The sequence below is a fragment of the bacterium genome (genome assembly GCA_026129405.1).
Taxonomy (GTDB): Bacteria; Desulfobacterota; Binatia; order DP-6; family DP-6; genus JAHCID01.
This window is the reverse complement of the sequence record JAHCID010000006.1, coordinates 172,966-192,104: the sequence shown is the minus strand read 5'-3', so window position 1 is coordinate 192,104 and position 19,139 is coordinate 172,966. Positions and strand designations below refer to the sequence as shown.

Annotated in this window: 17 protein-coding genes; 10 read left to right on the top strand and 7 right to left on the bottom strand. The window is 73.7% G+C overall.

The genetic code is table 11. The annotated features are described in order from the left end of the window. Nucleotides 1-87: 87 nt before the first annotated feature. From KIT14_19855 to KIT14_19835, 5 genes are all read left to right on the top strand, one after another. On the top strand, nt 88-1,512 hold the full coding sequence (locus tag KIT14_19855) for a cyclic nucleotide-binding domain-containing protein (protein ID MCW5892774.1): 1,425 nt from the start codon (nt 88-90) through the stop codon (nt 1,510-1,512). 489 nt (nt 1,513-2,001) lie between these two features. Continuing rightward, complete coding sequence (locus KIT14_19850) at nt 2,002-3,819, top strand: SufS family cysteine desulfurase (GenBank protein MCW5892773.1); 1,818 nt, start codon at nt 2,002-2,004, stop codon at nt 3,817-3,819. A gap of 11 nt (nt 3,820-3,830) precedes the next feature. Beyond that, nucleotides 3,831-4,439: a DsrE/DsrF/DrsH-like family protein gene (locus tag KIT14_19845; protein MCW5892772.1), complete on the top strand. Its 609-nt coding sequence runs from the start codon at nt 3,831-3,833 to the stop codon at nt 4,437-4,439. A gap of 11 nt (nt 4,440-4,450) precedes the next feature. Further along, nucleotides 4,451-5,539, top strand: coding sequence for an MBL fold metallo-hydrolase (locus KIT14_19840; protein MCW5892771.1), 1,089 nt, complete (start codon nt 4,451-4,453; stop codon nt 5,537-5,539). Between the two features lie 20 nt (nt 5,540-5,559). Continuing rightward, nucleotides 5,560-5,802 (top strand): sulfurtransferase TusA family protein, encoded by a 243-nt coding sequence (locus tag KIT14_19835; protein MCW5892770.1) that lies wholly within the window; start codon nt 5,560-5,562, stop codon nt 5,800-5,802. Between the two features lie 21 nt (nt 5,803-5,823). Here the strand turns inward: KIT14_19835 and KIT14_19830 are convergent, their stop codons facing one another. From KIT14_19830 to KIT14_19815, 4 genes are all read right to left on the bottom strand, one after another. Then, on the bottom strand, nt 5,824-6,375 hold the full coding sequence (locus KIT14_19830) for a L,D-transpeptidase (GenBank protein MCW5892769.1): 552 nt from the start codon (nt 6,373-6,375) through the stop codon (nt 5,824-5,826). A gap of 84 nt (nt 6,376-6,459) precedes the next feature. Next, complete coding sequence (locus KIT14_19825) at nt 6,460-6,642, bottom strand: hypothetical protein (GenBank protein MCW5892768.1); 183 nt, start codon at nt 6,640-6,642, stop codon at nt 6,460-6,462. A 123-nt stretch (nt 6,643-6,765) separates the two neighbouring features. After that, nucleotides 6,766-8,289: a YifB family Mg chelatase-like AAA ATPase gene (locus KIT14_19820; GenBank protein ID MCW5892767.1), complete on the bottom strand. Its 1,524-nt coding sequence runs from the start codon at nt 8,287-8,289 to the stop codon at nt 6,766-6,768. Nucleotides 8,290-8,349: 60 nt separating this feature from the next. Continuing rightward, nucleotides 8,350-8,640 (bottom strand): DUF493 domain-containing protein, encoded by a 291-nt coding sequence (locus tag KIT14_19815; protein ID MCW5892766.1) that lies wholly within the window; start codon nt 8,638-8,640, stop codon nt 8,350-8,352. Between the two features lie 93 nt (nt 8,641-8,733). Between KIT14_19815 and KIT14_19810 the strand changes: the two genes are divergently transcribed. The 4 genes from KIT14_19810 to KIT14_19795 all read left to right on the top strand — a co-directional run bounded on the left by KIT14_19810 (nt 8,734) and on the right by KIT14_19795 (nt 12,427). After that, nucleotides 8,734-9,366: a CDP-alcohol phosphatidyltransferase family protein gene (locus KIT14_19810; GenBank protein ID MCW5892765.1), complete on the top strand. Its 633-nt coding sequence runs from the start codon at nt 8,734-8,736 to the stop codon at nt 9,364-9,366. A 49-nt stretch (nt 9,367-9,415) separates the two neighbouring features. After that, a complete protein-coding gene (locus KIT14_19805; GenBank protein MCW5892764.1) occupies nt 9,416-10,645 on the top strand; it encodes a M20/M25/M40 family metallo-hydrolase in 1,230 nt (409 codons plus the stop codon). 224 nt (nt 10,646-10,869) lie between these two features. Further along, nucleotides 10,870-11,319, top strand: a complete 450-nt coding sequence (locus tag KIT14_19800) for a hypothetical protein (protein MCW5892763.1) — start codon at nt 10,870-10,872, stop codon at nt 11,317-11,319. 376 nt (nt 11,320-11,695) lie between these two features. After that, the gene (locus KIT14_19795) at nt 11,696-12,427 is read left to right on the top strand and encodes an MgtC/SapB family protein (protein MCW5892762.1); all 732 of its coding nucleotides are present in this window, start codon (nt 11,696-11,698) and stop codon (nt 12,425-12,427) included. Here KIT14_19795 and aroC read toward each other — a convergent pair whose 3' ends face one another. From aroC to KIT14_19780, 3 genes are read right to left on the bottom strand one after another with little or no spacing between them, the layout of a single operon-like run. After that, nucleotides 12,428-13,510: a chorismate synthase gene (gene aroC / locus KIT14_19790; GenBank protein MCW5892761.1), complete on the bottom strand. Its 1,083-nt coding sequence runs from the start codon at nt 13,508-13,510 to the stop codon at nt 12,428-12,430. A 50-nt stretch (nt 13,511-13,560) separates the two neighbouring features. Then, nucleotides 13,561-16,839: a hypothetical protein gene (locus KIT14_19785; GenBank protein ID MCW5892760.1), complete on the bottom strand. Its 3,279-nt coding sequence runs from the start codon at nt 16,837-16,839 to the stop codon at nt 13,561-13,563. A gap of 52 nt (nt 16,840-16,891) precedes the next feature. Next, nucleotides 16,892-17,320: an acyl-CoA thioesterase gene (locus tag KIT14_19780; GenBank protein MCW5892759.1), complete on the bottom strand. Its 429-nt coding sequence runs from the start codon at nt 17,318-17,320 to the stop codon at nt 16,892-16,894. Nucleotides 17,321-17,411: 91 nt separating this feature from the next. Here KIT14_19780 and KIT14_19775 point away from each other — a divergent pair, with 91 nt between their 5' ends. Continuing rightward, the gene (locus tag KIT14_19775; protein ID MCW5892758.1) at nt 17,412-19,133 is read left to right on the top strand and encodes an aldehyde dehydrogenase family protein; all 1,722 of its coding nucleotides are present in this window, start codon (nt 17,412-17,414) and stop codon (nt 19,131-19,133) included. Nucleotides 19,134-19,139 lie beyond the last annotated feature (6 nt).

Here is a 19,139-nt window from a genome sequence, read left to right as displayed (position 1 = left end):
CGTGGCGCAAGGACGCGCTGACGACAACCCATCCGTGTGGGGACACGGGTCGAGGGTGCAGCGGAGCTGCACGGAGGAGACAGTTCGATGGCGGAAGCAGCACGACCGGTAGGCAACCACACCTTGACGGTGCGCGCGGCGCGGACCCTGTCCAACCCGACGCTCACCGTCCCGCAGATGCTGGCGGTGACTCCCCGCTGGCTGCTGCACCTGTTGCCGTGGGTGAACATCGAAGGCGGGACGTATCAGGTGAACCGCCGGCGCATCGTCCTGAAGCAGGGCGGGCGCATCGTCGCCGGCCTGGACGGCGATCACGCGCAGCTCGATCCGAAGGCGCTGCGCTCGCTGCCGCTCTTCCGCAACGCCGAGCCGGCGTTGCTCGACGCGGTGGCCGGTCTGCTCTTCGACGAGCGCCACAACGCCAACGAGGTGCTCTACGGCGAGGGCGATCCGGGCGCCAAGCTCTACGTCATCGTGAAGGGCAAGGTGGAGATCAGCACCACCGACGCCCACGGCGAGAAGCTCCGCCTCGCGCTCTACGGCGACGGCGACTACTTCGGCGAGCAGGCGCTCGCCGGCGACTGGCGGCACACGACCACCGCCCAGACGCTCACGCCGACCGTGTTCCTGACCCTCGAGCGCGCGCGGCTGCGCACGCTGCTGGGCGAGTCGCCGTCGCTGCGCGGCCAGTTCGAGGAGCTGCTGCGCCTGCACCAGGAGCAGGGCGTGAAGCACAACGATCAGGGCGAGGCCGGCATCGACATCGCGTCGTACCAGGAGGGCGAGCCGGAGCTGAAGCGGACCTTCGTCGACTACGACGAGGCGCCGCGCCAGTACCAGCTGAACGTGATGCAGGCCGTGATCCGCCTGCACACGCGCGTCACCGACCTCTACAACGACGTGCATGACCAGCTGCGCGAGCAGCTGCGCCTCACCTTCGAGGGCATGAAGGAGCGCCAGGAGTCCGAGATCATCAACGATCCGGAGATCGGGCTGCTGCACAACGTCGCGCCCGGCATGCGCATCCAGACGCGCTCCGGCCCGCCGACGCCGGACGATCTCGACGATCTCCTCGCCCTGGTGTGGAAGGAGCCGGCCTTCTTCCTGGCGCATCCGCGGGCGATCGCGGCCTTCGGGCGCGAGTGTACCCGCCGCGGCGTGCCGCCGCCGACCGTCAGCCTGTTCGGCTCGCCGTTCATCACCTGGCGCGGCGTGCCGCTCGTTCCCTGCGACAAGCTGCTCGTGAACCGGACCGGCGGCGACCACTCGGCGGGGCTGACGAACATCCTCCTGATGCGCGTCGGCGAGCCGAAGCAGGGCGTCGTCGGCCTGCACCAGGTCGGCATCCCGGGCGAGCAGATGCCGGGCGTGTCGGTGCGCTTCATGGGCATCGATCAGTACTCGACGGCGTCGTACCTCGTGACGCTCTACTTCTCGGCCGCGGTCCTCACCGAGGATGCGCTCGGCGTCCTCGAGAACGTCGAGGTCGGGAACTACCATGCGTACGAGTGAGCCGGGGGTGGTCGGGCTGACGTCGGCCCCGGCGGACGCGGTGGGCGGTGCGGGGCGGGGGTCGTTGGCGCAGGTCGACGACGCGGCAGTGCAGCGGATCGCGGCGAGCCTCCTCGCCGCGATGCCCACCCAGGGCATGCCGGGGGGGGCCTCCCCCGGCAGCGTCCTGTCCCAGGTGAGTGCCCCGCCGGCCGCGGCGGGGCTCGACGCGGTGCAGGCGCGGCACCTGCAGGCGACGAAGCCCGACGTGCCCGACGCCGAGCGCCACGTGCCGCAGTCGGCACCGGTGTCGTCGCCGCTGGCGGCGCCGCAGGCCGCCGCCACGGGCGGCGTGCCGATCGCCGGCACGGCGGTCTCGGCCGTGCCCGGCGTCGTCGTGCCGGGCATGGCGGCGCCGAGCCCGTCCGTGCCCGGCGCGGACGTGACGGGCGTCCCCACCCCGGCGGCGCCGGGCATCCCCGGCACGCGCAGCGGACCGGACGCGTCGCCCTGGAAGGCGCCCGCCGTCGGCGTCGACGGCGCGCACCTCCCGCCGCTCTTCACGGGCGGTGCGCCGCCGGCCTCGCCGGCGCCCGCGATCGGTGGGCGCGACTACTACTTCCTCGGGCCCTCGGGGCCCGAGACGGCGACGAGCCCGCTCGCGGCCCGGCCCGGGCGGCGGGGCTCGACGCGCTGCATATCCGGGAGCTGCCCACGACCAGACCGGACGCGCCCGACGCCGCACGCCACGCGCCGCCGTCGCCGTCGGCGGCGACGCTGCCGTCGGCGACCGCACCGTCCTCGACGGTGCCGTCGCCGGCATCGGTGCCGCAGGGCGCTGCGGCCGGCCCGCGGCCGGGCCTGTCCCTGCCCGGCGGCGCCGCGAGCGGGGCTCCGGTTCCGGCGGCTCCGGGGCTCCGCAGCAGCCACGCCCCGTGGACGTCGCCCCCGGTGGGCATCGAGGCCGCGCACCTCCCGCCGCTGTTCGGCGGCGGCTCGCCGGTGCCGGCGCCGAGCGCGAGCGGGCGCGACTACTACTTCCTGACGGCGTCCGGACCGCAGAGCGCCGCCGGCACGCCGTCGAGTCCGAAGCTCCTCACCCCGACCGGCCGCCGCATCTTCGACGTCCGCGACGTCCGCAACGACTTCCCGATCCTGCGCGAGCGCATCAACGGCCGCCCGCTCGTGTGGCTCGACAACGCCGCGACGACGCACAAGCCGCAGGCGGTGCTCGACCGCATCGCGCACTACTACACGCACGAGTACTCGAACGTGCACCGCGCCGCGCACACGCTGGCGGCGCGCTCGACGGACGCCTACGAGGGGGCCCGCACGAAGGTGCAGCGGTTCATCGGGGCCGCGTCGCCGAGCGAGATCGTCTTCGTGCGCGGCACCACCGAGGGCGTGAACCTCGTCGCCAACGGCTGGGGGCGACGCAACGTCCGCGCCGGCGACGAGATCGTTCTCACCACGCTCGAGCACCACTCGAACATCGTGCCCTGGCAGTTTCTCGCCGAGGCGGTCGGCGCGCGCATCCGCGTCGTGCCGGTGTCGGACCGCGGCGAGGTGCTGGTCGACGAGTACGAGAAGCTCCTCAACGACCGCACCCGGATCGTCGCCATCACCCAGGTGTCGAACGCCCTCGGCACCATCGTGCCGGTGCGCGAGATGGCGCAGATGGCGCACCGCTACGACGCGCGCGTGCTGGTCGACGGCGCGCAGGCCGTGTCGCACTTCCCCGTGAACGTGCAGCAGCTCGACGCCGACTTCTACGTCTTCTCCGGCCACAAGCTCTTCGCCCCGACGGGCGTCGGCGTGGTGTACGGGAAGCGGGCGCTGCTCGACGCGATGCCGCCCTGGCAGGGCGGCGGCAACATGATCGATCGCGTGACCTTCGAGCGCAGCACGTTCGCCGACCCGCCGGCGCGCTTCGAGGCCGGCACCGCGACGCTCGCGGACGCCGTCGGGCTCGGGGCGGCCGTCGACTATCTCGATCAGCTCGGGATGGAGAACGTCGCCTGGCACGAGCGCGAGCTGCTGGCGCACGCGACCGAGGCATTGCGCTGCATCCCGGGTCTGCATCTCGTCGGCACCGCACCCGACAAAGCGGGTGTCGTGTCGTTCGTCGTCGACGACTTTTCTGTCGAGGACATGGGCCGTATCCTCGATCGGGACGGCATCGCGGTGCGGGCCGGGCATCACTGCGCGCAGCCCACCATGGATCGCTTCGGCCTCGCAGGCACCGTGCGACCGTCGCTCGCGCTCTACAACACCCACGACGACGTCGACCAGCTCGAGCGGGCGATCCGCCGCGCGCTGCAACGATGACGGAGGACCCGATGCCGAACGCCAACGCTGCGCAGCACACGGACGGGAGCGATCTCTCGTCCGCCGTCGCCGCCGAGGTCGCCCGCCAGGTCGGCAGCCTGCGCGCCGACCTGGAGCGCGCGATCGCCGAGGTGCGCGAGCGCACCCCGGACGACAAAGTGTCCCTGATCGTCTTCAGCGGCGACCTCGACAAGGTGCTCGCCTCGTTCGTCATCGCCACCGGGGCGGCCGCGTCCGGCCTCGAGGTGTCGATGTTCTTCACCTTCTGGGGCCTCTCGACCCTGAAGAGCACGACCGCGAGCGCGGTGCAGAAGGGGCTCAAGCAGAAGCTCTTCACGATGATGACGCCCGCGAGCTCCGAAGGCCTCGGCACCTCGAAGCTGAACTTCTTCGGCATGGGTGCCGTCATGCTGCGCGCGATGATGAAGGAGCAGGGCATCGCGTCGCTCGAGGAGCTGATGGCGATGGCGCGCGACCTCGGCGTCAAGATCACCGCCTGCACGATGTCGATGGACGCGATGGGCGTGACGCGAGAGGAGCTGGTGGACGACATCCAGTACGGCGGCGTGGCGGCCTTCATGGCCGACGCGTCGAAGTCGCGCGTGTCGCTCTTCATCTGAGCGTGCGAGCCGTGGAGACGCCCGAGATCGGCATCGGCGAGCTGCTGCGGGCCGTCGACGACGGTGCGTCCCTCGTGCTCCTCGACCTGCGCAACGCGGACGAGCACGCCGCCTGGCGTGTCGAGGGACGCCGGCCGGTCACGACCGTCCACGTGCCGTACTTCGACTTCATCGAGGATGCGGAGGCGGCGATCGCCCGCGTCCCGCGCGACCGCGACGTCGTCGCCATCTGTGCGAAGGGCGGCTCGTCGGCGATGGTGGTCGACCTGCTGCGGGACGCCGGCGTCCCGGCGCGCAACGTCGCCGGCGGGATGGTCGCCTACGGCGAGCATCTGGAGCCGGTCCGGGTGCCGGCGCCGTTCGGGCTCTGGCAGGTGAACCGCCGCGGCAAGGGGTGCCTCTCGTACGTCGTCGTGGTCGACGGGGAGGCGCTGGTCGTCGACCCGTCGCGCGACGCCGCCTGGTACGCGCGCTTCGTCGCGGACCTCGGGGCCCAGGTCGTGGGGGTGGTCGACACGCACGTCCACGCGGACCACGTGAGCGGGGCGCCCGCGCTGGCGGCGCGCTGGGGGGTGCCGTACGCGGCGCCGGTCGAGGCGCCGGCCGGGGAGGGCGGGCTCGCCGTCGGCAGCCTCGACGTCCGCGTGCTGGCGACGCCGGGCCACACGCCGGGATCGGTCGGGTATCGCGTCGGCCGGCACCTGCTGTGCGGCGACACGTTGTTCGTCCGCGGCGTCGGGCGGCCGGACCTCGGGGATCGCGCCGACGAGTGGGGGCGCGCCCTGCACCGCACGCTGCACGGGCCGCTCGCGGCGCTGGCCGACGACACGATCGTGCTCCCGGCCCACGCGGCCGGCGTGCACGACGCCGGGCCGGACGGCACCGTGGGCGCGCGGCTGGCGGCCCTGCGGGCGCTGCCCGAGTTCCGCCTCGCGTCGGAGGACGCCTTCGTGCGCGCCATCACCGCGCGCATCGCGCCGCCGCCGGCGGCATACGCCGAGATCGTCCGCGCCAACCTCGGGCTCGCCACCATCGCGCCCGACGCGGCGACGGAGTGGGAGCTCGGCCGCAACCAGTGCGCGAGCGCTCGCGTCGCGTGAGACCGGGAAGGGAGCATTCCATGGAGGACGAGGTTCTCGACGTTCGCGGCGCCAAGTGTCCGGTGCCGATCGTCAAGGCGAAGCAGGCGCTCGACGCGATGGCGCCGGGGCAGCAGCTGCGCGTGCTGGCGACCGACCCGGGCTCGGTGCCCGACTTCCAGGGCTGGGCGAAGACGAGCAAGCTCGCGTCGCTCGAGTCGCAGGCGGAGGAGACCGACGGCGGCGCCACGGTCTACGTCCACGTGCTCCGCCGCAAGGGCTGATCCGCGGCGCCGGCGCCGCCTCTACTCCTCGACCACGACCGGCGTGCCGAGCTGCACGCGCTCGTAGATGCGCACGACGTCCGCGTTGCGCATGCGGACGCAGCCGTTGCTGACGGCCTGGCCGAGCAGCTCCGGGCGCGGCGTCCCGTGGATGCCGAGCGTCCAGCCGGGGCCGTGCGTGATGCCGATCCAGCGCTTCCCGAGCGGGTTGTCCGGGGCGCCCGGCGGGATGCGCCGGACGATCTTGGGCGGATCCACCGAGCGGTCGTACTTCGTGAAGTCGGGATCGACGACCAGCTCCTCGACGTGGAAGCTGCCGGTCGGCGTCTCGGTGCCCGGCTTGCCGATGGCGATCGGGAAGGACTCGGCCGGCGTCTCGGGGTCGTGGTGGAGTAGATAGAGCCGCCGCTCGCGCAGCTTCAGCAGCAGGCGCACCGGCGACGGCGGCGCCACGGCCTCGACGGCGGGCGGCGGGGGCGGCGGAGCCGGGGGCGGCGTCGCCGCGCAGCCGGCCAGGAGGACCGCGGCGAGGAGCACGGGGACGGGTCGGCGGAGCAGGGAGGGTCGGCGCATGCAGGTTCGTCGGTGCCCGGGGCGCACCCCTCGGCCTCGTCCTGTATGCCAGAGGGCCGCGCCCGGGTGAAAGCAGCGCGGCCGTCACTCCTGCGCCACGACGGTCGCCGCATCCCAGCCGCCGCCGAGCGCCTTGTAGGTCGCGATCAGCGCCTCGACGACGGCCTGGTCGGACTGCACCAGCGAATCCTCGCTGGCGTACTCGGCGGCCGGGGGCGGCGCGGCGGTGTCGGCACGGTCGGCGGTGGTCGGCATGCTGTCGGTCACGGCGGAAGTCGGGTGGGCGTGGTGTTGCACCAATCGCGCCAGCGACGTCGGCGCATGCGACGCAGCCGCGTGGGCCGGTCGCGGCGAAGACTCGGCTGGCGTGCCGACGAGATGTCGTCGCGCTCACGGACGCGGCGGCGTGCGGTCGAGGCTGCGGTACTGGATCGCTTCGGCGAGATGCCCGGTGGTGATTCGGGCGTCTCCCGCGAGGTCGGCGATCGTCCGGGCCATGCGCACGATGCGCGTCCAGGCACGCGCCGACAGGCCGAGTCGTTCGCTCGCCGCCTCGAGCAGCTGGCGCCCGCGTGCGTCGAGCGTCGCCACCCGCCGCAGCTCGCGTGCGGGCAGCTGCGCGTTGAGCGCCGGCCCGCGCGCCCGCTGGCGCGTCCGCGCCCGCTCGACGCGGGCGCGGACGGCGGCCGACGGCTCGCCGCGAACCTCCGCGTCGCCGAGGAGGGCAACGGAGACGCGCGGCACCTCGACGTGGAGGTCGATGCGGTCGAGGAGCGGTCCGGAGACCTGCGTGCGGTAGCGCGCGATCTGCGGCGGCGCGCAGCGGCAGCGGTCGGCGGCGTCGCCGAGCCAGCCGCACGGGCACGGGTTCATCGCTGCGACCAGCACGACGTCGGCGGGGAAGCGTACGGCGCCGGCGCCGCGCGACACGGTGATGGTGCGCTCCTCCAGCGGCTGGCGCAGCGGCTCGAGCGCGTTGCGGCGGAACTCCGGCAGCTCGTCGAGGAAGAGGACGCCGCGATGCGCCAGCGTCAGCTCGCCGGGACGGATGGGATGGCCACCGCCGAGGAGGGCGGCGTCGGAGATGGTGGAGTGCGGGGCACGCACGGGACGCGCCGCGACCAGCGGGGCGTCGCGCAGCAGACCGGCGACGCTGTGGACCGCCGTCACCTCGATCGCTTCGGCCAGCGACAGCGGCGGCAGGATCGAGGGCAGACGGCGCGCGAGCATGGTCTTGCCCGAGCCGGGCGGGCCGAGGAGGAGGAGGTTGTGGCCGCCCGCCGCCGCCACCTCGAGGGCCCGCTTCGCGTGCTCCTGGCCGCGCACCTCGGCGAGGTCGCCCCACGCCGCCGGCGCGGTGGCGAGCAGCGCCGCCGCGTCGACGACGGTCGGGCTGCGCACGGTCTCGCCGCGGAGGTGGGCCACCGCGTCGGCGAGCGTGTCGACGCCGATCACCGGCGGGCCGCCCGCCAGCGCCGCCTCGGCCGCGTTCGCCGACGGCACCATCACGTGGGGAATGCCCGCCTGCGCCGCCGCCGCCGCGACGGGCAGGGCGCCGCGCACCGGCTGGACGCGGCCGTCGAGCCCGAGCTCGCCGAGGACGCACCACACGGCGAGGTCGGGGAGCGGCGGCTTCGCTTCGGCCGCGAGCAGCGCGAGCGCGATCGGCAGGTCGTAGGCGGCGCCCTCCTTGCGCACGCCGGCCGGCGCGAGGTTCACGGTCACGCGCCGCTGCGGGTACTCGAAGCCGAGATTGCGCAGGGCCGCGCGGATGCGGTCGCGGCTCTCGCGCACGGCGCCGTCGGGGAGCCCGACCGTGGTCGTCTGCGGCAGGCCGGGTGCGACGTCGACCTCGACGTCGACGAGGACCGCGTCGATGCCGCGCAGCGCGGCGGAGCGGATGCGGGCGAGCATGCGTCCCGCCGTGCCTGCCGCCGCCCGGTGCGGCAATCGCTGCGGGCGCGATAGCGCGCCTCAGAGTATGGTGACCACCCCCGTCACGGCGCGCACGCGCGCGTAGAGCGCCAGCACCGCGTCGGCGTCCGTGCACGGCACCGTCACGCGGTGGCTCACGTACTTCGCGTTGGCGCTCTCGCGCGTCTCCCAGTCGAGCCTCGGCGTCGCGAGACCGTCTTCGATGGCGGCGCGCAGCGCGACGAAGACGTCGGGGTCGTTGTGGGTGATCACGGACAGGAAGAACGGGCCGGGGAACGTATGGGTCGATTGGAGGAGCGCCAGCAGGCGCTCCTCGTCGGCGGTGGACATGGGGCCGAGCGTAGCCGGTGCGAGCGGCATCGTCACCACGGTGCGTGCGTGTAGTTTGCGGCCGGCGGGCGGGCGCGTCATACGGGGCGCTCGATGGACGTCCCGACGCCCGCCGGCTCGTCGCGCTCGCTCGTGCGCTCCCTCGTGCCCGCCGACTTCCTGACGCTGGGCAACGCCATCTGCGGCACCGTGTCGATCTTCCTGTGCCTCAACTACCTCGAGGGCGGACGGCATCGTCCCGACCTCTTCGGCGCGTTCGTCCTCCTGCCGCTGGCGGCGGTGCTCGACGCGGCCGACGGCTTCGTCGCCCGCCGGCAGCGGCGCGCGTCGGCCTACGGCGCCGACCTCGACTCCCTCGCCGACGTCGTCTCCTTCGGCGTCGCGCCCGCCGTGCTCGGCTTCACCGTCGGGCTGCGCGGGGTGTGGGACTCGCTGATCCTGTCGCTGTTCGTGTGCTGCGGCGTCGCCCGGCTGGCGCGCTACAACGTGACGGCGGCGACGCTCGCCGCCGGCACCGGGAAGGTGCGCTACTACGAGGGCACGCCGATCCCGACGAGCCTCGTCATCGTCGCGCTGCTCGGCGTCGCGTGGTGGTCCGGGGCCACGGGCGACGCCGTCTGGTTCGGGCGCCTCCAGCTCGGGCCGGCCGGCTTCCATCCCCTCGTCCTCGTCTACCTCCTGAGCGGCATGCTCATGGTGAGTCGCGTGCGCATCCCCAAGCCCTGACGACGGTTTTCCTTGACCCCCGCGGCGGCGGCGACGTACCACCCCGCCCATGCGGATCCGTTTCCTCGCCGTCGCCCTCTGCTGCGCCATTGCCACCAGCGCCCTCGCGCTCACCCAGGCCGAGATCGACCGCGGCTCGCGGCGGGCGGCGGGCGGCCTGAAGGGCGTCACCCGCACGCTGGCCGGCGACCGCTTCCAGGGCCGCGACAACGACACGCAGGGCTCGTTCGATACCCAGGCCTACCTCGTAAAGAAGCTCCGCCGCCTCGGCGCCGGGCCGGCGCCGGGCGCCGGCGACGCCGCCTACAAGCAGCCCTTCACGCTCTCGGGGCAGACGGGCACGAACCTCCTCGCCGTCATCCCCGGCCGCGACCTGCCGCACGAGTACGTCGTCGTCGGCGCGCACTACGACCACCTCGACACGCGCAGCAACGCCGCCGGCAACTGCTCGGCGAACGGCGCGCCGGGCGGCGCGGTCTGCCACGGCGCCACGGACAACGCCGCCGGCGTCGCCGCGGTGCTCGCGATCGGCCGCGCCGTGAAGAAGCTGCGGACGCCGCCGCGGCGCTCGATCGTCCTGGCGCTGTGGGACAGCGAGGAGGACGGCCTCGTCGGCTCGCGCTACTACACGCAGAATCCGCTCGTGCCGCTGGTGCAGACGAAGGGCTACATCAACTTCGACATCATGGGGCAGAACCTGCTCCCGAGCCTGCGCAACACGAGCTTCTCGATCGGTGCCGAGACCGGCGGCTCGGCGTTCCAGGCCTTCGTCGCCGAGGCCGCCGAGGCCGAGGGCCTCGGCACGCTGCCGCTGAGCTTCATCTTCGGACAGCTGCGCAGCGACTACGTGAACTTCGTCACCGCGAGCGTGCCGACGGTCTTCTTCTCCGACGCCGACGGCGCCTGCTACCACACCGTCGGCGACACCATCCGCATCGTCAACATGAAGAAGCTGAAGGCGCAGAGCCGCATCGCCTACCGCGTCGCCATGGCGCTCGCCGAGGGCGCGACCACGCCGGCGTTCGTGGCCCCGAACCCGGCGCTCGCGGTCTACGCCGACGCGCTCTCGCTCGGGCAGGCGGTGGCGCTCGGTCAGACCGACCTCGGCCTCTTCGCGCCGCCGCAGCAGGCCACGCTGACCGGCCTCCAGGCGACGCTCTCGCAGATCATCGCCGACGGCCCCGCGGCCTTCGACGCGAGCGACGTGAACGCGCTGCTCGGCGCCGCGGTCCAGACCGTCGGTACGATCAAGACGCTCGAGTGCGGCCCGATGAAATAGCCGCGCGGAGTCGACCCTGCCGGGCTTTCCCGCTAGTGTCCCGAGTCCGAAGTTCGTCGCCGAAGATCGGGTGGGATCGCACCGTCCGGCGCGGCGCGACGACGAGGCATAGCCGTCGCTATGGTGAGGAGGAGCAACGCAGGCGGGCGGCGTGAGACCGCCCGAGATTCGGCGACGAACTTCGGACTCGAGACACTAGATGCGCGGGAAGGAGGAGCTTCGCGATGCGGACGATCCGGTGGACGACGACGATGACGATGACGGTGGTGCTGGCCGTGGGGGCGCTCATGCTGCCCGCCGCGGTGCGCGCCGAGGAGAAGGCCGACGGCACGCTCACGCTCGAGGTGAAGCAGGTGGCGGTGGGTGTGGGATGGACGTGGGGCAGCGGCGTGCTGCACTACAAGGGGGCCAAGCACCGCTTCAAGGTCGACGGCTTCTCGGTCAATGCGGTCGGCGTGTCCAGCGCCGAGATCGACGGCTTCGTCTACGACCTCCACAAGCTGAGCGACTTCGCGGGCACCTACACGGCCATCTCCGCCAGCGCGACCGCGGGCGGCGGCGTCGGCATCACCAGCCTGAAGAACGCCAGCGGCGTGCGGCTGACGTTCCGCAAGACCACGCAGGGTCTCGAGGCGCAGGCCGGCCCCGAAGGCATCAAGATCACGCTCGAGTAGCGCAGCGGGCCGCCGGCGGGTCGGGACGACGGCGCCCGCCCGCCGGCGAGCTCGCTCGGCCGCCGGCAACGGGAGAGCGACCGGTGCGCGGCTGTCGGTCCTCGAGACGACGCGGCGCCGATCGAAGCAGACGCCATGCGCGCGCGAGCGCGTGAAAGTCGTTGCCAGGGGGCGCCCGGGGGCGTAGGGTCGCGCCCGTGACGGCTCGGACGCAGTGTCGCTGTACGTGGCTCCGGTGGTCGGGCGGCTGCCCGGCCGCGGCTGCGTAGGCGGCGGCGGACCGACGGCAACGACGCACCACCGGCCAGCGGGCGGTGCGTCGCATGGGGTGATCGCCGTCCCTGGTGTGGTGGGCGTCGCATGAGGCGACCCATCGATGAACGGCACCCTGCTCGATCTGCTCCTCGGCTCCGTGCGCGCCGACGCCGCGCTCGACGTGTGCATCCACCTCGGCACCGCGCTGGTCGCGGGCGGGCTGATCGGGCTCGAGCGCAGCTACCACGGCCGCCCGGCGGGTTTTCGCACGCACGCGCTCGTGTGCATGGCGTCGAGCCTGCTGATGCTGGTGACGCTCTACCAGGAGCGCTGGTTCGCCGCGGCGGCGCCCGAGAGCGTCCGCGTCGACCCGACGCGCATGGCCCAGGGCGTGATGACCGGCATCGGCTTCCTCGGTGCCGGCGTCATCATGCAGGAGGGGCTGTCGGTGCGCGGCCTCACCACCGCGGCGTCGATCTGGATGACGGCGGCGATCGGCATCCTCGCGGGCGTCGGCTTCCACGTCGCGGTGGTGATCGCGACCGCGCTGTCGCTCGGCACGCTGTCGGTCTTCCGCTGGATCGAGTCGGCGATGCCGACGCTCCTCTACGCGCACCACCAGATCCGCTTCCGCCGCGACGCCGTGATGCCGGAGCCGCAGCTGCGGGCGCTGCTCGTCGAGCACGGGTTCAGCGTGGCGAACGTCAGCTACCGCCTGAACGGCGACGGCACGACCTTCGAGTATCGCATGACCATCCGCACGCACGCCGAGCGCAACGCCGACGCGCTGGCGCGCACGCTCCGCGCACGGCCCGACGTCGTCGAGTTCCGCATCGCCCCGACGGGCGATTGATCAGCGGCCGCGCGCGGTCTCGTTGCGGAGGGCGTGGTCGGCGAGGACCAGCGCGGCCATCGCCTCGACCATCGGCACGGCGCGCGGCAGCACGCACGGATCGTGGCGCCCGCGGCCGGTGATGGTCGTGTCCTCGCCGGCGACGCTGACGGTGCGCTGCTCGCGCATCACGGTGGCCGTCGGCTTGAACGCCGTGTGGAACCAGATCGTCTCGCCCGTCGAGATGCCGCCCTGGACGCCGCCGCTGCGGTTCGTGCGCGTCCGCACGCGGCCCGCGTCCATGTAGAACTCGTCGTTGTGCTCGAGGCCGGTCAGCTCGGTGCCGCGGAAGCCGGAGCCGATCTCGAAGCCCTTGCTGGCGGGCAGGCTCATCATGGCCTTGGCCAGGTCGGCTTCGAGGCGGTCGAACACCGGCGCGCCCCAGCCGGGCGGGCAGCCGCGAACGGCGCAGGCGACGACGCCGCCGAGCGAGTTGCCGGCCTTGCGGGCCTGCTCGACGGCGGCGACCATCTCGGCGGCGGCGGCGGGATCGGGGCAGCGCACCGGCGTGCGCTCGACGTCGGCGCGCGTCACCGTCTCCGTGTCGCAGACGGCGGTCAGCGTCGCGATCTTCGTCACCCAGGCGACGATCTCGACGCCGAAGCGCGCGTGCAGCAGCTTGCGGGCGACGGCGCCGCCCGCGACCCGCGCCGCCGTCTCGCGCGCGCTCGTGCGGCCGCCGCCGCGCCAGTCGCGGATGCCGTACTTGGCGTCGTAGGTGTAGTCGGCGTGGCTCGGGCGGTATTTCGTCTGCACCTCGGCGTAGTCGCCGGAGCGCTGGTCCTGGTTCGGGATCATGAGCGCGATCGGCGTGCCGAGCGTCTTGCCCTCGAACACGCCCGAGAGGATGCGGACGGTGTCCGATTCCTTCCGTTGCGTGGTGAGGCGGCTCTGGCCCGGCGCGCGGCGGTCGAGGTCGGGCTGGATGTCGGCCTCGGAGAGCGGCAGGAGCGACGGGCAGCCGTCGACCACGGCGCCGATCGTGGGGCCGTGCGACTCGCCCCACGTCGTCACGCGAAAGAGCCTGCCGAACGTGTTCCCCACCGTGCGGCGATCCTAGCGGCGGGGCGAGGGGGGTCACAAGGGCGCGCGCCTCACGGTGCCGGGGTGATCGCCCAGGCGACGGGCGTGCCGTCGTCGGCGGGCAGGACGAGCACGACGGCGCCGTCGACGACCGCCGCGGTCGTGACGGCGCCGCCCACCGTCGCCTGGACCGACGGCGCGGCGGCGAGCAGCGACGGCAGCCCCACCGTGAGCGTGAGGGGAGCCGTCGCCGCCGTGCGCAGCGTGCCGGCGATGCGGTCGGGCCGGCTCTCCAACGTGAGCTGCGGCCAGCGCACATGGAACGTCTCGGTGGGGAGCACCGGCGCGAGGCGCAGGCCGTCCGCCGTGCCCTCGACGCCGACGAGGCGTTGGAGGGCGCGCAGCGGTCCGGCGTGCACGTGCACGTTCAGCGCCGGGTAGTCGGTGAGCGCGGTGGCGGGATGCGCGTCCGCTTCGCCGGGGCGCTCCTTGTCGGGGCCGTTGAACGAGTCGGGCCCGGTCCAGATGCCGTACCAGAGCTCCGGGAACGCGGCGGCGTGGGCGGCAAGCGTGTTGCGGCGGAAGCTATCCCAGCCCGCGGCGGGGTCGCGCCGCGCCCAGGCCGCGGTGAGCCAGGCGTTCGCGACCGGCCAGACGCCGCCGATGAGCGGCAGGTCAATGCCCGTCGGTGGGCCGGCGTCGCCGATCGCGACGTTGCTGATGGCGCCGTACGGCGTCTCGAGCAGCGCGGCGACCTCGTCGAGCGCGCTCGCGGTCATGGTCGGGTCGGCGAGCCCGGCCAGGATGGGCAGCACCTGCGGCTCGAGGAAGAAGATGTCCGGCGCCAGCGGATTGCCGCTGTCGACGAAGCCGCGCAGGAAGTATCGGCCGGTCCACGCCTCGCTGCGGAGCGCAGCGGCCTGCCCGTCGGCGATCGCGCGCATGCGCGTGGCGAGTTCGGGGTCGATCGCCTCGATCACGTCGGCGGCGGGCGGAAAGCCGAGCGCGATCATGCCGGCGTTGTAGGCCGACGAGGTTCCGTTCGGCGTGACCGGCTCCTGCGCCAGCGCGTTGACGCCGTCGGCGTAGTCGTTGGTGCCCATGGCGACGAGCCCGCGGGCGCCATACCCGAGCACGCTCTCCAGCTCCGCGAAGTCGAGCCCGCGCGCGACGTGCTCGAGCACCGTGCCGGTGTCGCCGGCGTGCTTCGGCCAGAAGGGCAGGGGCGTCTCGAGGAAGGCGCGGTCGCGCGTCAGCCCGACGTAGGTGCCGAGCGCGGAGGGCAGGAACCAGTACGCGTCGCTGCGCAGATCGTAGATGATCACGTCGCTGAACTGGCCGACGCCGGTGGTGGCGTACGGGAAGCGGCCGGGCCTCGTCTGGCCGGCGGCGTGCTGGGTCGTGAAGGCATAGGCGAGCGTGTCGCGTGCGACCTCGGGATCGACGAGGACCACCGCCTCGGCGAAGAGCGCGAGATCGCCCATGGCGCCGTCGAGGCCGTGGATGAAGCGGTACGCGCCGCCCTGTCCGAGGACGCGGCGGCCGCGGTACTCGTCCTGCGACACGCTCGCGAGCGCACCGTAGCTGGCCCACGCGAGCTCGCGCTGGATGGTGGCCGCGTCGGGAAGGCCGGGGAAGGCGGCCCACACGAGACGATCCCGCCAGGCGGCGGCCGTGTCGGCGGCGAGGGTCGGGCCGGCGGCACGAAGTGCGGCGACGGACGCGGCCGGGGCGGCGCCGCCGCGCGTGTGGCCGAAGGCGAAGCGGCGCGTGACGCGGCCGCCCGCCGGCACCGTCGCCGGCACGCGCAGTGCGAGCACCGCCGGTTGGCCGGCGCCGTCGAGCGCGCGCGTGCGAGCCGGGGCGCCGTCGCCGTCGGCGAGCACGGTCGCGGGCGGGCGGCGCGTGCCGTCGGGCCACAGCTCGGCGTCGGCGAGCCAGACGCGATCGGGCGCGGGGCCGTCGTCGAGCACGGCGAGGAAGACGGGGTCGGGGAAGAAGTCGACGAAGGACGGGTCGTCGCGGCTCGTCACGTCGCCGGGGAGCGTCTTCGCGGCGGTGGTGAGGACGGCGGTGCGCGCTGCCGGGTCCCAGGTCGCCGCGTGCGTGAAGGCGGCGGCCTGCGCACGGCGACGGCGCGCGATGCCGTCCGTGGTGCCGGGGATGAGCACGTCGCTCGTCAGCAGCTCGAGCGAGACCTGATGCAGGTTCACGTCCCACAGCTCGACGAGCCCGATCTGGGCGTCGGCACCGCCGGCGTTCTCGATGGTGACGTCGACGGCGAGCGCGGCCGTGCCGAGGCCGGGCGCGTAGGTGCGACGGCGGATCGTGAGCGCGCCGTCGTGCGTCACCGTCTCGACGTAGCCGACGCCGAAGCGCCGCGCCTGCATGCCGGTGGCGACGTCGATCGGCAGGTCCTCGAAGCGCGTCGAGCCGACGCGGTCGTCGACGCCGTAGTAGGAGAAGCCGCCGCCGACCTGCGGCGGGTAGCCCGGGTTCTCGGGGTCGGTCCAGGTGTCGACCCGGTTGATCCACTTGTGGCCGCGGTCCTGCGAGTACAGCTCGACGGCGCCGGACGCGTGCGCCATGGCGATCGTGCCGCGGCCGTCGGCGACGACGTGGATGGGATCGCGCAGCGGGGTCGGGCGCGGCGAGAACGCGTGCGCGGCGGCGTCGCAGCGCTGGTCGACGGCGAAGTCGTAGGCGGGGAGACCGTCGGCGTCGACCACCCAGGCGCCGAGGTGCCCGGCGCCGGCGCCGCAGCCGGCGAGCGCCGCCGGCGCGGCGACGTTCGGATCGGGGCAGGCGGCGACCGCGAGGGTGGGGCGGGTGTACGCGGCGCAGTCCGCGATGCAGGTGTCGGCGCTGGTGCAGTCGGCGGAGCAGCCGTCGCAGGGCGTGGTGTTGCCGTCGTCGCAGATCTCGCCCGCCGAGCCGTCGACGACGCCGTCGCCGCAGCGCGAGCGTGTCGCGGTGAAGCGCATCTTCTTGCGGCCGCGCACCTTCACCGTGCCCTCGAGGGTATCGCACGCCGGCGCCGCGACGCGGGCGCGGAGGCGTACCCGCTTCACGACCGCGTCGCCCGCGGTGCAGCGCTTCCAGCGCGCCGCGAGGCGGTCGCGTGCGGCGCGGCTGCGGCGCCGGAGCTTGGTCGCGTCGCAGCCGCTCGCGAGCCGCACCTGCTTGCCCACGACGAAGACGCCGTCGCTCGAGCCGGGGAGTCCGGTGAGCGTCGTGCCGGTCACGATGAAGCCGCCGTCGGGGCAGGCGGGCGGACGCTTGCGGGCGGCGGCGGGCGCCGCGAGCACGAGGACGGCGAGGGCGAGCACGGCCGGTAGCGCGCGGAGCATCGTGTCACGGGCTACCACGCCGCCGGCGCGGCGCGGAAGGCTGGGCCGGCGCTCAGGGCTGTGCGGCGCCCGGCATGCGCGCCAGCACGACCTGCCGGAACGCCTCCGGGATGCGCTGCGGGCGGCCGGCGTCGTCGAGGACGGCGTGGTCGGTACGGCCGTCGACCAGCAGCTCGCCGTCGCGGTGGATGGCGTAGACGAAGCTCAGCCGGGCGCGCCGCATGTCGACGATGGCGGCGCGGATGTCGAGCACCTCGTCGTAGCGGGCGGGGCGGCGGTACTGGCAGGAGGCGCCGGTGACGGCGAGGTAGAGGCCGCGGTCGACGTAGAAGCCGAAGTCGTGCCCGAGCGAGCGGCACAGCTCGGCGCGCCCGATCTCGAAGAAGCGGAAGTAGTTGGCGTAGTACACGACCCGCATGGGGTCGCAGTCGGCGAACAGGACGCGATGGCGGGCCACCGTCTCGAGGACCGGCTCGGGCATGGCCGCCCGGGTAGCGCCGCCCCGGTTCCGGCGCAACCGCGGCCGCGCGAGGGTTGTTCCCGTCGGAGCGGCCCTCTATCTTCCCCCGGCCATGTCGAGTGCCTCCCTCAAGATGAGCGCCGATGCGTCGAGCCGGAAGTCGACCGATCGGCGCACGATGGACGAGGCGGTCGCCGCCACCCGCGCGACCGCGACCGCGTTCGCGCGGCTCGCGCCGGCGGCCAAGGCTCAGCTCGTGCGCGACTGCATCCCGCGCCTGCTCGCGGAGGCGCCGGCGTGGGTCGCCGAGGGTGCGACGCAGCGGGGCGCGTCGCCGGCCGAGGAGTGGCTCGGCGGGCCGTCGGCGACGATCCGCATGTTCCGGCTCCTCGCGGAGAGCCTCGAGACGATCGCCCGCGAGGGCAAGCCGCCGCTCGGCCGCAAGGTGCGGGTGCGGCCCGACGGTCGCACCGAGATCGACCTCTTCCCGGCGAGCACGATCGACGGGATCACCTTCGGCGGCTTCACCGGCTACGCGCTGATGGAGCCCGGCGTGACGCCCGAGATCGCGCGCGCGCGGCAGGCGTCGTTCTACGCCCAGCGGGACCCCGAGGGCGGCGTGTCGGTGATCCTCGGCGCGGGCAACGTGTCGAGCATCCCGCCGATGGACGTCGCCTCGAAGCTCTTCGTCGAGGGGCTCACCTGCGTCCTCAAGATGAATCCGGTGAACGAGTGGGTCGGCCCGTTCCTCGAGCGCGCGCTCGAGCCGCTCATCCGCCCGGGCTACCTGCGCGTGGTCTACGGCGGCGCCGAGGTCGGCGCGCACCTCGTCTATCATCCCGACGTCGGCGACGTGCACATCACCGGCTCCGACCGCACGCACGACCTCATCGTCTGGGGCGCGCCGGGCCCGGAGCGCGATCGCCGCATCGCCACCAACGAGCCGCTGCTGCGCGTGCCGATCAGCTCCGAGCTGGGCAACGTCAGCCCGGTCGCGATCGTGCCGTGGACGTACTCCGACGCCGAGCTGCACTTCGTCGCGAAGAACGTCGTGTCGATGGTGTGGAACAACGGCTCGTTCAACTGCAACGCCGCCAAGGTGCTGCTCACGGCGAAGGGTTGGCCGCAGCGTGACCGCTTCCTCGACCTCGTCGCCGAGGGCCTGGCCGCGGCGCCGACGCGCGAGGCGTACTACCCGGGCGCGTTCGACCGTTACCGCACGCTGCTCGGCCGGCATCCGGAGGCCGAGAAGTTCGGCGCGGGCAGCGACACGAAGCTCCAATGGGCGCTCGTGCGCGGCCTCGACGCGAACGATCCGGACGAGCCGCTCTTCCGCACCGAGCCGTTCTGCGGGCTCCTCAGCGAGGCGCCGCTCGGGCCGACCGATCCGGCTGCGTTCCTCGACCTGGCCACCGATTTCATGAACGAGCGCCTGTGGGGCACGCTCAACGCGATGATCGTCGTCCACCCGAAGTGCGAGGCGCAGCCGCCGGTGGCGGCGGCGCTCGATCGCGCGATCGTCGGCCTGCGCTACGGCACGGTCGCGATCAACCATTGGCCGGCCCTCTGCTACGCGTGGGGCGTCATGCCGTGGGGCGGGCACCAGAGCGCCACGCTGCGCGACATCCAGAGCGGCCTCGGCTGGGTGCACAACACGTACATGCTGGAGGGGGTCGACAAGTCGGTGATCCGCGGCCCGCTCACGGTGTGGCCGTATCCGACCTGGTTCTGGGACGCGCCCAAGGCGGCGGCGGTGGCGCCGCGCGTGGCCGAGCTCGAGGCCACCGGCAGCGTCTGGAAGCTCCCCGGCGTGCTCGCGCGAGTCCTCTTCTAGGCGACG

What these genes read in the sequence shown, in the direction of transcription:
- KIT14_19855 (MCW5892774.1), top strand. Translation starts at nt 88, where the DNA reads ATGGCGGAAGCAGCACGACCGGTAGGCAACCACACCTTGACGGTGCGC.
- KIT14_19845 (MCW5892772.1), top strand. Translation starts at nt 3,831, where the DNA reads ATGCCGAACGCCAACGCTGCGCAGCACACGGACGGGAGCGATCTCTCG.
- KIT14_19835 (MCW5892770.1), top strand. Translation starts at nt 5,560, where the DNA reads ATGGAGGACGAGGTTCTCGACGTTCGCGGCGCCAAGTGTCCGGTGCCG.
- KIT14_19830 (MCW5892769.1), bottom strand. Translation starts at nt 6,375, where the DNA reads ATGCGCCGACCCTCCCTGCTCCGCCGACCCGTCCCCGTGCTCCTCGCC.
- KIT14_19820 (MCW5892767.1), bottom strand. Translation starts at nt 8,289, where the DNA reads ATGCTCGCCCGCATCCGCTCCGCCGCGCTGCGCGGCATCGACGCGGTC.
- KIT14_19815 (MCW5892766.1), bottom strand. Translation starts at nt 8,640, where the DNA reads ATGTCCACCGCCGACGAGGAGCGCCTGCTGGCGCTCCTCCAATCGACC.
- KIT14_19810 (MCW5892765.1), top strand. Translation starts at nt 8,734, where the DNA reads ATGGACGTCCCGACGCCCGCCGGCTCGTCGCGCTCGCTCGTGCGCTCC.
- KIT14_19805 (MCW5892764.1), top strand. Translation starts at nt 9,416, where the DNA reads ATGCGGATCCGTTTCCTCGCCGTCGCCCTCTGCTGCGCCATTGCCACC.
- KIT14_19800 (MCW5892763.1), top strand. Translation starts at nt 10,870, where the DNA reads ATGCGGACGATCCGGTGGACGACGACGATGACGATGACGGTGGTGCTG.
- KIT14_19795 (MCW5892762.1), top strand. Translation starts at nt 11,696, where the DNA reads ATGAACGGCACCCTGCTCGATCTGCTCCTCGGCTCCGTGCGCGCCGAC.
- KIT14_19785 (MCW5892760.1), bottom strand. Translation starts at nt 16,839, where the DNA reads ATGCTCCGCGCGCTACCGGCCGTGCTCGCCCTCGCCGTCCTCGTGCTC.
- KIT14_19780 (MCW5892759.1), bottom strand. Translation starts at nt 17,320, where the DNA reads ATGCCCGAGCCGGTCCTCGAGACGGTGGCCCGCCATCGCGTCCTGTTC.
- KIT14_19775 (MCW5892758.1), top strand. Translation starts at nt 17,412, where the DNA reads ATGTCGAGTGCCTCCCTCAAGATGAGCGCCGATGCGTCGAGCCGGAAG.